The organism is Sulfitobacter sp. JL08 (assembly GCF_003352045.1).
Lineage (GTDB): Bacteria > Pseudomonadota > Alphaproteobacteria > Rhodobacterales > Rhodobacteraceae > JL08.
Map to the genome: position 1 here is coordinate 3,349,241 of NZ_CP025815.1, position 13,076 is coordinate 3,362,316.

Consider the following 13,076-nt stretch of genomic DNA (forward strand, 5'->3'; position numbering starts at 1 on the left):
TCAGGCTGACTGAAGGTCGTGAACAGGCTTTTCCCTGATCGGCAGGTGAACGATGGCGCTGAAGGCGCCGACGCCAACACCGATCCACCAGACAAGTGTGTAATCCCCGTACACGTCATACAATCGTCCGCCCAGCCAGACCCCCAGAAAACTACCGATCTGGTGGCTGAGAAACACAAACCCATAAAGCGTGCCCATGTACCGAACCCCGTAAATATAGGCGACAAGCCCGGATGTCAGCGGCACCGTGGCCAGCCACAACATGCCCATCGTCACTGAAAAAACGATGACTGTCAGTGGCGTGATCGGAAACATGATAAACACAGCCGCAACAATCGTACGCCCAACGTAAATACCGGCCAGAAGATATTTCTTGGGCAAGCGGCTGCCGGCCCACCCTGCCATAAGAGTTCCCACGATATTGGCCGCACCGATCAACGAAATCGAAATCGCGCCCAGCGCCGATGTGGTTGTGATCCCCATGGAATACAGCATCCCGCCCGGTTCGATCGGGCCGCAGAGTTCCGTGACAAAGGCAGGGAAATGCGCCGTGATGAATGCCACCTGATACCCGCAACTGAAGAACCCTACAAAAATCAGGATATAAGACGGATCGCGAAACGCCTGCCCCAGAACCGCACCCATTGATCGCTCAATCTCGGCCTTGTTCACGGGTTGGGGCGCGCTTAAAAACGGCAAGGTGAACAGTGTCGCAAGGATCAGGCCGGAAAACACGATAAACGTTGTCTGCCATGACATCAGGCCAAGCAGCCATTCCGCCCCCGGCGGCCCGACGATCTGCCCGAAACTGCCTGCCGCCGCCGCAATCGCAAGCGACATGGAACGGTTTTCATCCGTGGCCGCCCGCCCGACAACGGCCAGAATAACCCCGAACCCGGTCCCCGCGATACCGAATCCGATCAGCCAGGCATAGATCTGGTGGCCCAGCGGCGATGTGGAAAAGGCGGTCAGCACCAGACCCAAAGCATAAACCAGCGCCCCGATCACGATGGCGCGTTTGTCACCGATCTTTTCGGCGATCGCACCGAATATCGGCTGCCCGATACCCCACGCCAGATTCTGGATCGCGATGGCAAGCGAAAACTCGGTGCGCAGCCAACCCAGTTCCGCGGCCACGGGAATCTGGAAAACACCGAATGTCGCCCTGATGCCGAAACTCACGATGATAATGACGCAGCCGACAATCAGAACCGGATTGAATAACCGTGCACTGGTCTGCATGTCATGCTCCTGCTCGCTTTGGGCAGCTTTGTTGTTTGGCGTGCAGCGGTCAAATCAATAAATTTGCCGTTTCACATCAGAAATTCTAATGACTCTCTTTTGCGGCGCGCCGAACACACACTTTCCAATTGTCCACCGCCACGTTATCCCGATCTGATGACGCGCGTTCAGGATCATTATGCAGCCAAAATCGCGGACGGCACTTTACACGCCGATCCAGCGCAAGAGGCCGTGTTGCCCGAATTCGAACGTATGCGCGCCGCGCTGGCCGAACCGGTGCGCAAGAGCCTGTTCAAAAAGGCACCGCCACCGCCAAAAGGTCTTTATATCTGGGGCGGTGTCGGGCGCGGCAAATCCATGCTGATGGATTTGTTTGTGGAAACTCTGCAAGACGCTGATATCGCCGTGCGGCGGGTCCATTTCCATGCCTTCATGCAGGAAATTCACGCTGCTATGCATGTTGCCCGAAAATCCGGCGTGGAAGACGCGATTGCGCCGGTTGCAGCGGATGTTGCAGCACAGGTCCGGCTGCTGGCGTTCGATGAGATGCAGATTACCGATATCACCGATGCCATGATCGTCGGGCGCCTGTTCGAGGCGCTGTTCGCGGCAGGGGTTGTGATTGTCACCACGTCCAACCGCGTGCCGGATGATCTTTACAAGGACGGTCTGAACCGGCAGTTGTTTCTGCCTTTTATCGAGCTTCTGAAAGACAAGATGGTGGTATGGGAATTGTCCAGCCCGACCGATTACCGCCAGAACCGTCTGGAAGGGGCGCAGGTCTATTTCACACCGATCAACACCGAAGCCCGTGCCGCGATCAGCGCCGTGTGGCAGGATCTGACGGGCGGCCCCGCCACCCCCCTGACACTGCACGTCAAAGGCCGCGAGGTTGAAATACCTGCGTTCCGCAATGGCGTGGCCCGCGCCACGTTTTACGATCTGTGCGGCAAACCATTGGGAGCAGCCGATTATCTGGCGCTGGCGGAAACCGCCAAAGTGCTGGTGCTTGAAGACATCCCGCGCCTGTCACGATCCAATTTCAACGAGGCCAAGCGGTTCGTCACATTGATCGATGCATTATACGAGGCCGGAGTGCGGCTGGTGTGCTCCGCGGCCGCCGAACCGGAATTGCTTTATGTCGAAGGCGAAGGCACGTTTGAATTTGAACGCACAGCCTCTCGGTTGCGCGAAATGCAGGCCGAAGACTGGGGCCGCTGAAGCGTTGACCTAGCCGTTTTCGCGCAGAACCGAACCCGCCAGATACAATGACCCGCAAATCACCACGCGCGCCTCGGGATCCTGCTGCGCGATCTGGGTCAGCGCGTCTTTGACAGACATCGCGGTTTTCGCCGTCATGCCGACCCGAGTTGCCACCTCTGCCGTATCTTTAGCATCCAGTGTATTCGCCTCACCCGGGATGGAAACCGCAATCAGGGTTTCAGCCTGTGCCGCCATGGGGCGCAAATAACCTGCTATGTCCTTGGTGTTCAGCATCCCGCAAATCAGGTAAGTCGGACGTGGCGGCAAGCCTGACAGCAGATCGGCAATGGCATGACCGGCGGCGGGATTGTGACCGCCATCAAGCCAAAGCTCGGCATTGGGTGCGACACGCGAAAGCGGGCCATCCGTCAGGCGCTGCATCCGCGCCGGCCAATATGCGTTGGTCACAGCTGCCTCGCAGGCGGCATCGCCCAGATCAAGATGGCGCAACGCCGCCAGCGCAGCACCCGCGTTTTCGATCTGGTGCTTGCCCAGAAGATTGGGCAGCGGCAAATCACGCAGGCCCGTTTCATCCTGATAGATCAATCTGTCCCTTTCGCGCGCGACATGCCAGTGCTGGCCGTAAACCAGAAGCGGTGCCCCCTTGCGCGCGGCGACATCCTCGATCACGCCAAGCGCGTCTTCCGTTTGCGGCCCGACAACACACGGCACTCCGCGTTTGATGATCCCGGCCTTTTCAAAGGCGATTTTGGCAATCGTATCGCCCAGATACTGTTCGTGATCCATCGAAACCGGTGTGATGATGGTAAGTGCCGGATTTGCAATCACGTTGGTGGCATCCAGCCGCCCGCCCAATCCAACCTCAAGCAGGGTATAATCAGCTGGAACACGCGAAAATGCCAGCAAGGCGGCACAGGTTGTGATTTCGAAATAGGTAATCATTTCGCCGTTGTTGGCGGCGTAACATTCATCCAGCGCAACCGTCAGATCAGGCTCGGAAATCAGATTGCCTGCCAGCCTGATGCGTTCGTGGAACCGGGCCAGATGCGGCGAGGTATAAACATGCGCCGACAGACCCGCGCCTTCCATACCGGCGCGAATCATGGCCAGCGTGGAGCCTTTGCCATTGGTCCCCGCCACATGAATGACAGGTGGCAGTTTTTCCTGCGGATTATCCAGCGCGACAAGCAGGCGCCACATGCGATCCAGCGTCAAATCCATGATTTTTGGGTGAAGCGCCATCATCCGTTGCAGGATGATGTCCGAACTGTCAGCGTTCATTTCGCTTTGTCAGCCTTGGGTTTTTCTGGCGCATCCTTGCCCTTGCTATCCGGCGCATCAGGCGCATCCGGCGCGGGCAGATCACCTTTGATTGCCGGTGTCAGCCCCAAAAGCATGCGGGTGATCGTGATCAGTTCTTCGCGCAGTTCGGTGCGCGATGTCACGCGATCCAGCATGCCGTGATCCAGCAGATATTCCGCGCGCTGGAACCCGTCAGGCAGTTTTTCACGAATGGTCTGTTCAATCACGCGTGGCCCGGCAAAGCAGATCAACGCGTTGGGTTCAGCGATATGCACGTCGCCCAGCATCGCATAAGACGCGGTCACACCCCCGGTAGTGGGATGGGTCAGCACCACGATATAGGGCAATCCCGCCTCTTTCAGCATCTGCACTGCAACTGTCGTACGCGGCATCTGCATCAGGGACAGGATACCTTCCTGCATACGCGCGCCGCCTGCCGCAGAAAACAGGATCAGGGGACGTTTCAGTTTCACCGCCTGTTCGGCAGCCGCAATGATGGCATTGCCCACATACATACCCATAGAGCCCGCCATAAAGGAAAAATCCTGCGCCGCAGCCACAATCGGGGTCCGGCCGATTTCTCCGGATGCAACAAGCATCGCTTCTTTTTCACCGGTCGCCTTTTGCGCCGCCTTCATCCGGTCCGGATATTTTTTCTGATCACGAAACTGCAGCGGGTCAACCTTGGGCGCCGGCACAGAGACTTCGCTGTAAATGCCGCCATCGAACAATCTGTCAAAACGGTCCCGCGGCGAAATCGCCATGTGGTGGCCGCAATTGGTGCAGACATTCAGATTGTCGGACAATTCCCGATGAAACAGCATCGATCCGCATTCATCGCATTTATGCCAAAGGTTTTCGGGCGTTTCGCGCCGCGAAAAAATCGAATTGATCCGTGGCCGGACGTAGTTTGTAATCCAGTTCATTTCTCTGCCTTGTCTGGCCTGTGTCGGAATTCAGATAAGGCCCTGCGCCAATAAATGCAATCAGCGCCGCAAAGCCAGTCGTGCTGCAAGCCACGACACGATCATAATCGCAAAATCAACCGGGAGCCAAACCCGCAATGCCGCCTCGTCCGCCATAGAAAACGGAACGGTATAAAGCGAAAGCCCCGACAGGGTGTCCGGCAGGGACGTAAACAGCAACGCCGATACATTGGTGACAAAATGCACCGCGATGGCCGGACCCAATGTGCCTGATCTGGCCGTCAGGTCTGCCATCAGCAGCCCGAAACACGCCGCCCAAAGCGCAATAAGCCCTGCATTCGCACCTGTTTCGGCTGGAACATAGTGGGCCAGCCCGAACAGGGCAGATGGCAAAACCATCCATATCCACGGGCTTTTGAACCGTGCGGCCAGTTGCTGCTGTACATATCCGCGAAACAGGATTTCTTCGGCACTGGTCTGGATCAGCACCACAGCCAGAGAAAGTGGAAGCAGTGCAACCCATGTTCCAACGGGCAGGTTTGGCACCAAAGGCTGGTCCATGCCCCAGGGTGGCAAGATCAGGATAACAGCATTCAGGATTACCAGCGCCTTCAGCACCGCCCAGAAATCAGCATGTGCGATCCGCCACGGGCCAATCAGGCCCGAAGGCGCACGTCCGTGCATGACAAAGGCAGCAGCGCAGACACCTGCCGTCATGAACCCGAAGCTTGCGAGCGACACCAGCGCCGTCAGCGGCGTCGTTGCGGTTTGCATCCCTTCCAGAAAATCACCCATTTTTTCAGGCGGCATCGCGGTTTCGACACCTGTCAGAAACAAGATGTTCAAACCCGTCATGACGAAGGCGCCCAGCGCAAGCCCCAAGACCAGCCGCCAAAGCTCTGACTGGGCTCGCGCCGGCGCAACCAGCCATTCATGGCGCGCGTATGATAACTGCAAGATGTTCATCGGTGCCTTGGTTTACCGCGCCTCTGTTCGTTCGGCCTCGTCTTCGGGGCTGATGCCCGCATGGCGCAACCGTTCCGCTGCGCCATTCAAATGTCCTGCAACTGTCTGTAGCAGGTTCATCGCCACCGCCGGGTCACTTTCGATGACTGCGCGGTATTCCTGTGCGCCGATACGCAGGAACCTCGCATCTGTCACTGCGATCAGGTCAAGGGTACGCGGCTCGTTCAGTACGATCGCCAGATCGCCGATCACGCGCCCCGGCAGAACCGTTGAAATCGGCCTTTTGCTGCCATCGCTTTCGGGCCAGTGCAATTCCGCTGTACCCGACAAACACAGATACGCGGCGTCTGCCCTTTGTCCGACCGAAAAAATACGCTGTCCCGCCTTGGCCTCGTACCATTGCGCACTGAACGCCAACAGGCGTTGGTTTTTTCGATCCAGACGGGAAAACAGTTCGGTATTGGCGATGATGCGCTGTTTGCGTTGCAAATCATCTGAACCGGCAAGAGTGTCAAAACTTGAATCATGGTCCGAAACCGTCCCGATCCGCCCGTTCTTTATCTCGACGAAAATATCGTAGCTGTCGGGGTTTCTGAATTCCGCTTCCATGAAAATCTGTGTTGTATCGGGCAGCAGTTCGCGCAACTTTTCGCGGGTGGTAACGCGGCTTTTGTCATCGTGGCTGGCCAGCGCGCGATCCAAGATCAGGATGTCCGGGCGTTTAATGCCGGCGCGACTGAACGCGGCGCGTTCCTGAATGACCTTGGGCAGATTGGCGCCGCCCAGACCCGTTTCCAGATCATAGATCGTTTCAGACACTTTGCGCTTCAGTCCGTTTTCCAGAAGGACGGTGGCGACAACATCTTCGATTTCTTCCGCATAGGCCCCTGCAACGCGCGATATCCGCCCGTAAAGCGCGTTTTCCATCAACGTCAGGCGCGGCAGGTATGTATCGGGTGAAATCTCGACAAAAATATCCTGAACCTGTTCGCGCAGGGCGGCGGCGCGTGTCTTGCGAATTTCGACAATCTTGCGCTTGTAGCGATCCGGAAAACTTGGGCCGATCTGTTCCGCGGTCAACGCGAAAGGAACCGTCAGCATAAGCGCGTTTTCTTCTGCGGTCAGGCTTTCTGCCCCCTGCGTGCGGCGCTTTTCGGCAATCTGGATCAGTGTTTCGTACAGGTCTTCCTCGATCCCCAGCATCCGGAACAGGGGGTGATCGGTGCCGTCCCTGCCAAAGGTCTGATCCAGAGTGTCGATCACAGCCTGAGAAATCGCGATGCCGTCGTTTGCAAGCCCCTGTTCATCCACAAGCGTCATGAATTTGGTGTTCGCAGCAAGCCCGGTCTGGCTGATATCCTGCAACGGGGACGCAAACATAAGATTGCCCCCAAGCGGGATCGACGGATTAAAACTGTCGGGATCGAAATGGTAAACGTATTGATCCAGATCGGCCTCTTTCAACCGCTCAGCCACGACGGGCCGCAGATCTACCACCGCCTTTGCCAGATCGGGATGTCGTTCGGGATCAAATGTGGACCGCACGCTACGACGGAACATGCCATCGTCCAGCCCCATCGTTTCAACCAGTTTGAACCACCACGCACCGATTTCGTCCGGGCTGGACAGGCCTGCAAGGGAAGGATCAAGCCAGTCGGCCTCGAACGGGTCAACGCTGTTGCCTGTACGCTTTGCCTCGGATTCCTTCTTTTCATCCGCGAAGGCAAAGCCATGCGGCATCACGTTCAGGGGCATCAGCAGGTTTTCCCCCAATGTGCCATCGAACAAATAGGGCTGAGAATGGGCATAACCGATCCGCGCCGCAATCACGGCCTGATGAAATTCGTTCAGGTCCTGATCGCCGATCATCACTTTGCCGCGCGATGGAATCACTTCGCGCGTCAGCAATTCGGCAAAAGCCGTTCGTTCGACCTGGCTTGACGATTTGACGGCCACGCGGGCATGCGCGGGAATATCCAGATTGATATCTTCCAGCACCGGGTTCCCGTCCCCGTCTCGCACCGTAACATCCTTGAGAGAGATCGCACCGGAGAGCCGCGGAATTTCGTCCGGACGGCCAACAAAAAGCGATTCATCAATCATGCCCTTGGGAGCAAACCGTTCTGCAATCAACAGCCAGCGCAGGGACATGTCCTGCACCTGATTGTAATACAACAACAGCTCGCGCCAGGGTGCGGACAGATCCTTGTAAGCCGCCAAAGCCGCAACAAGGGCGCCCACCGTGATTTCACCCTTGATCACAAGGTACCCACCGACAGAAAAGAAAAAGAACGGCGTCAACTGCGTGATGAAGTTGTTCAGAAACTTCATAAAGAATTTTTTCTGATAGATCTGAAACCGGATATCGAACAGACGGCCCAACCTGTCCGTAAATCCGGCCAGACGGTATCGCCAGCCGCCGTTGATCCGCAAATCACCGATGCCGGCCGCGCTTTCCCCGATTTCGGACGCCAGATGCCGCACTTCTCCGATGCGCGCCTTGTTCAACTGGTTGATCTGGCGTTGCAGCATCGGAATAAGCCATGCCTGCAAGGGGATCAGGGCAACAGAGGCCAACCCGAACCAGAAACTTTGGACAAAAAGGAAAAACAGAATCGTCAGCATCTGGCCCGCCTGAAACACCGGTTGCGCCACCGCATCCCCCATCAGCCCGCCCATCGGTTCGGCTTCGGATGTGATCATGGACACTAGTTCGCCTTGGGATGTGCGCCGGAAATACGGCCGGGGAAAGCGCAGGATTCGGCTGATCAATTGATAGCGGAACCGGCGCAACAGGCGTTCGGACAAGACGCCTTTCATCGTGTTCAATCGCATTTTCAGCAATCCGTGCGCCAGAACCGCCGCAAGAAACGCAAAACACAAAAGCAGCAGAAACTCGACCTGGGTCAGTTCCACGCCGTATGCATCAAAGGTGCTGAACGTGGCACCGATCGCATCGTTGATGATCCGCTTGGGTAATTCCAGGGTCGCGTAAAGAAACGGAAAGGTCAGCAGCGTTACTAGCAAAAGAATGATCTGGTCACGTTTGGAATACTTCCAGATAAACGCGAACAAGGTACGATCCATCAGGCCAACTCCGATCTGGGTGCGCCGGACTCTTGATCAGTTTTACAGAACCAGTGCCGGAATAGTGAGTTAGCGATCACAGACGCCCATTGCAAGGATCGTGCCGGAACAAGGCAATGGCCTTGCGGTGGTCCGGACCCTTGGGTATTCCGATAAAAACCAGTTTTCAGGGAGTCCCCAACATGCAAAAGCGCCACTTCGATAAATCCCGCCTGCCCAGCCGTCACGTGACAGAAGGACCGGCGCGCGCGCCGCATCGGTCGTATTATTATGCAATGGGATTGGGCGACGAGGAAATCCATCAGCCTCTGGTTGGCGTTGCCACGTGCTGGAACGAAGCGGCCCCTTGTAACATTGCGCTGAACCGTCAGGCACAGGCTGTGAAGCTGGGCGTGAAAACTGGCAGCGGTACACCGCGCGAGTTTACGACAATCACGGTGACAGACGGGATCGCAATGGGCCATGAGGGCATGCGCTCTTCCCTTGCCAGCCGCGAAGCGATTGCCGACACCGTGGAACTGACCATGCGCGGCCATTGTTACGATGCGATTGTCGGCCTTGCGGGCTGCGACAAATCGCTGCCCGGCATGATGATGGCGATGATCCGTCTGAACGTGCCGTCGGTGTTCATCTACGGCGGCTCAATCCTGCCGGGCCGTCTGGACGGCAAAGATGTCACCGTTCAGGATGTATTCGAAGCGGTCGGCCAGCATCAGGCCGGCAACTATTCGGATGAACAGCTGGCGGTTCTGGAACGTGTTGCCTGCCCGTCGGCGGGCGCGTGCGGTGGCCAGTTCACGGCCAACACGATGGCCTGCGTATCCGAAGCAATCGGCCTTGCCCTGCCCAACAGCGCCGGCGCGCCCGCGCCCTATGAATCGCGCGACCAGTATGCGATCGCCTCGGGCGAGGCTGTGATGAACCTGCTTGAGAAAAACATTCGCGCGCGCGACATCGTCACCCGCAAATCTTTGGAAAACGCCGCCCGCATCGTGGCCTGTACCGGCGGATCAACCAATGCCGGTCTGCACCTGCCTGCCATGGCGCACGAAGCCGGGATCGATTTCTTTCTGGATGACGTGTGCGAGATTTTCCGCGACACGCCCTATTTCGTCGATCTGAAACCGGGTGGCCAATATGTGGCCAAGGACATGTACGAAGCGGGCGGTGTTCCCGTGGTCATGAAGCAATTGCGCAAGGCTGGCCTGATCCACGAAGACTGCATGACCGTAACCGGTTATTCGATGGGCGAGGAACTGGACAAGATCGACCGCGAGGCGGATGGCCGCGTGATCTATCCGGTTGAAAAGCCGATCAGCAAAACCGGCGGCGTCGTCGGCCTCAAAGGCAATCTGGCCCCCGGCGGTGCGATTGTGAAGATTGCCGGCATGTCGGACGAAGAAATCGTGTTCACCGGCCCCGCCCGCGTGTTCGAATGTGAAGAAGACGCGTTCGAAGCCGTCAAGGCACGCACCTACAAGGAAGGCGAAGTGCTGGTCATCCGCAATGAAGGCCCTGCAGGCGGCCCCGGCATGCGTGAAATGCTGGCCACAACCGCTGCCTTGTCCGGCCAGGGCATGGGCAAAAAGGTTGCGCTGATCACAGACGGGCGGTTCTCTGGCGCGACACGTGGCTTTTGCGTGGGCCATGTCGGCCCCGAGGCGGCGCATGGCGGGCCGATTGCCCTGCTCAAAGATGGTGACATGATCACGATCGATGCGCCCAACGGCGCACTGACAGTTGCACTGAGCGACGAAGAACTGGCCGCGCGCAAAGCCGACTGGAAAGGCCCGCGTGACACGATCTACGCCAGCGGCGCACTTTGGAAATACGCCCAACTGGTTGGTGAAACCTACAAAGGCGCAGTGACCCATCCAGGCGGCAAGGCCGAAAAGCATGTCTATATGGACCTTTGATCGCGGTCTGGTTCTGGCCGCCAGTCTTGCGCTGGCGGCCTGTGTTCCAGCCTCGGAAATGGGATTTTTGTCAACGACACCGCCGCAACCCGACTCGGCTTTGCGCGCCGCTGTAATGGGCGACGGGGCCATCGCCCTGACGGCGCCGCCGGGCTATTGCATTGATGCCGGATCGCTGAAGCCCGGTTTTGCGCTGATCGCACGCTGCGACACGCTGGGCGGGGCAGGCAGGACTGCAAATGTGCCCCTGGCGTTGATTACCGCAACTGTCGTCACCCAGAAAGCGGGCACACCAGCGCCACGCGCCGCTGACCTTGTTTCAGTTCTGGACAATGCGCAGGTGCTTCAGGCGAAAGATCAAAAAGGCGTTGCGCTGGTTCAGTCCCGTGGCGAAACCGGTTTGCAAGGCTTTAGCGACACGCATTGGCGCGGCGCGTTTCTGGTGAATGATGTCATGGTCGGGCTTGCCCTTTACGCACCGGTCGACGGCAAGGCCAGCGGCCCCAGGGGCGCAGCCATTCTGAACGCGCTTGCCACGCAAACGAAATCCAACTCGGCCAACCAGCGCATTGCAGCGCCGACACCCGTATCCAGCAACACAAACTGAACAAAACGCGCAGATTGAACAATTGTCGGTTTATTTGGCCGGAAACGTTCCGTTAAGTGCTGACAAGTCATCGGCAAAAGGCAATAAGACAACGTATGGCGTACAAGGGCGACAGCTTGATCGACAAGATATTGTACCGGCGTGAAATGCGCCGCTGGGCGCGGGCGGCCAGCCATGCTGGCGATACGAATTTAAGCACGCTGCGGGCGCAACGCCAGCAGGCCCGGCTGATGCGATCCCATCTGGACAGCTTGATTCACAAGGCGGAAAATCGGCTGGCCTTGCCCAGTGTCGGATCGACCACGTTTCCCAAACCCCACGATGCCGACTGGGCATGGCGCCCCGAACTGTGGCGCGGGCCGCTGGCGCAGGCCGGCATGTCTTCTGTGCAGACCAAATCCATGCTGGGCAACGAGGTGACGCTGTTTCACGACTGCGCCTATTCTGAACTGACCCTGCGCCAGTTGCGCAACCAGCGCGAGGCCGATCTTGCCCCTTACGGTGTACGGTTGGACGTTTTCAAATTTGACGGCTCGTTTCTGTCACTGGTCATTGATCTGCCACAGGCGGCCGTGGCGGGATTGAAACGCACACATCTGTTGCGGATGGATACAATTCTGGAAATCGAAAAGCCGCTGGAAATTTTTGCCCGCCTCAACATCAAACACGGGCCGAACACGGAACAGATCGTGCGCGAACTGCCCCTGCACGAACAGGATGTCATGGTCGAGTTTGATCTGGCCTATTCCAAACTGAATGAAAAGCGCATCGAAAAGGCGTGGCTTGATCTGATCTTTGAAGGTCCGGAAATGAACCAGGTGGTCATCCGCGATCTTACCTTTAACCGCCGCCCCCGCGCAGCCCTTTGATTGAGGCCGGAATGAGCGATTTTGAACTGACGAAGACCCGCATGATTCAGGGGATCTGGGAAGGTGTTTTGACCCCGAAATCCGGCAACAACACGGTGCCGGATGTCCAAGTCACGCATCTGGCCCAAGTCGTCGCAGACGTCGAAATTGTCGAGGATCAGGACGCCGGGTTATGGCGATTGCGTATTCCGGTGCCCGCCGATGCGATTTCGGATGGTGTGCAAACCTTTCTGATCCACGATAGCAGAACCAAGGATCAACTGGGCCAGTTCTGCCTGATTGCCGGGGACGCGTTGGGGGATGACATCCGCGCCGAAATGGACCTGTTGCGCGCCGAACTGGACATGCTCAAACGTGCGTTTCGCCGGCATTGTCTGGAAACGATGTAGCCGCTTGCAGATCAGGCTTTGCGCTCTACACGCGCCTGATAACAATTGTTGCGGGCCGAGCGGACATGGACATAGGCCACCTTGGGGTCGTCCAGAATGCGGGTCGCATGTTCTGCCAGTCTGGTCGTCGCCACCACAGCACCTGTTCCGTAAACGATCCGGTCATCGCGGCCATATCCTTTGATCAGATAATCCGGCGATGTGGTAAGAACCGGCGGCAGGGCAGTGCTGTCGGTGTGCCGTTCGCACGGTTCGGCACACAGGAAAATCGGGCCGGTTTCGGCGTAAGGGTGCAACCCGTCGAACGGACGATGCGCCAGAATCAGCATATCGGCCCCTTCGGGAATGTTGCGCAAGCAATGACGGCACGGATTGCCGGCCCCATTTGAAACAGCACGTTCGGCAGGCGCGCCATAGGCATCCGGCGCACCGGATTGATAAGCACGGACGATATCGGTTGGCAGGGCTGAAAATGTGATCATGGCACTCTCCTTTCGTCATGGTGTGCCACAGGTTTTGAGGCCCGCGCGACCCGTTTCCTGCGCAAA

At 57.7% G+C, this 13,076-nt stretch carries 11 protein-coding genes; 5 read left to right on the forward strand and 6 right to left on the reverse strand.

The features are described from left to right. Complete coding sequence (locus C1J05_RS16535; protein ID WP_114871206.1) at positions 1-1,242, reverse strand: MFS transporter; 1,242 nt, start codon at positions 1,240-1,242, stop codon at positions 1-3. A gap of 156 nt (positions 1,243-1,398) precedes the next feature. Between C1J05_RS16535 and zapE the strand changes: the two genes are divergently transcribed. Then, positions 1,399-2,463, forward strand: a complete 1,065-nt coding sequence (gene zapE, locus C1J05_RS16540) for a cell division protein ZapE (protein WP_114871207.1) — start codon at positions 1,399-1,401, stop codon at positions 2,461-2,463. Between the two features lie 9 nt (positions 2,464-2,472). On the opposite strand, the gene C1J05_RS16545 is transcribed toward zapE, so the two are convergent. From C1J05_RS16545 to C1J05_RS16560, 4 genes are read right to left on the reverse strand one after another with little or no spacing between them, the layout of a single operon-like run. Then, on the reverse strand, positions 2,473-3,747 hold the full coding sequence (locus C1J05_RS16545; protein WP_114871208.1) for a bifunctional folylpolyglutamate synthase/dihydrofolate synthase: 1,275 nt from the start codon (positions 3,745-3,747) through the stop codon (positions 2,473-2,475). After that, positions 3,744-4,694: an acetyl-CoA carboxylase, carboxyltransferase subunit beta gene (gene accD / locus C1J05_RS16550; RefSeq protein WP_114871209.1), complete on the reverse strand. Its 951-nt coding sequence runs from the start codon at positions 4,692-4,694 to the stop codon at positions 3,744-3,746. Before accD ends, C1J05_RS16545 begins: the two co-directional genes overlap by 4 nt. Positions 4,695-4,754: 60 nt before the next feature. Further along, positions 4,755-5,651 (reverse strand): lysostaphin resistance A-like protein, encoded by an 897-nt coding sequence (locus C1J05_RS16555; RefSeq protein WP_433988631.1) that lies wholly within the window; start codon positions 5,649-5,651, stop codon positions 4,755-4,757. Positions 5,652-5,672: 21 nt separating this feature from the next. Next, the gene (locus tag C1J05_RS16560) at positions 5,673-8,747 is read right to left on the reverse strand and encodes an ABC transporter transmembrane domain-containing protein (RefSeq protein WP_114871211.1); all 3,075 of its coding nucleotides are present in this window, start codon (positions 8,745-8,747) and stop codon (positions 5,673-5,675) included. A 182-nt stretch (positions 8,748-8,929) separates the two neighbouring features. Between C1J05_RS16560 and ilvD the strand changes: the two genes are divergently transcribed. From ilvD to C1J05_RS16580, 4 genes are all read left to right on the forward strand, one after another. Continuing rightward, positions 8,930-10,663 (forward strand): dihydroxy-acid dehydratase, encoded by a 1,734-nt coding sequence (ilvD, locus tag C1J05_RS16565; RefSeq protein ID WP_114871212.1) that lies wholly within the window; start codon positions 8,930-8,932, stop codon positions 10,661-10,663. Further along, complete coding sequence (locus tag C1J05_RS16570; RefSeq protein ID WP_114871213.1) at positions 10,644-11,270, forward strand: hypothetical protein; 627 nt, start codon at positions 10,644-10,646, stop codon at positions 11,268-11,270. The genes ilvD and C1J05_RS16570 overlap by 20 nt, the downstream gene beginning before the upstream one ends. Before the next feature lie 95 nt (positions 11,271-11,365). After that, positions 11,366-12,139: a DUF6478 family protein gene (locus tag C1J05_RS16575; RefSeq protein ID WP_114871214.1), complete on the forward strand. Its 774-nt coding sequence runs from the start codon at positions 11,366-11,368 to the stop codon at positions 12,137-12,139. An 11-nt stretch (positions 12,140-12,150) separates the two neighbouring features. Beyond that, positions 12,151-12,528 carry a hypothetical protein gene (locus C1J05_RS16580; RefSeq protein ID WP_114871215.1) on the forward strand — a complete coding sequence of 126 codons (378 nt, stop codon included), beginning with the start codon at positions 12,151-12,153 and terminating at the stop codon, positions 12,526-12,528. Between the two features lie 11 nt (positions 12,529-12,539). Here C1J05_RS16580 and C1J05_RS16585 read toward each other — a convergent pair whose 3' ends face one another. Further along, positions 12,540-13,010: a DUF1203 domain-containing protein gene (locus C1J05_RS16585; RefSeq protein WP_114871216.1), complete on the reverse strand. Its 471-nt coding sequence runs from the start codon at positions 13,008-13,010 to the stop codon at positions 12,540-12,542. Between the last annotated feature and the right edge of the window lie 66 nt (positions 13,011-13,076).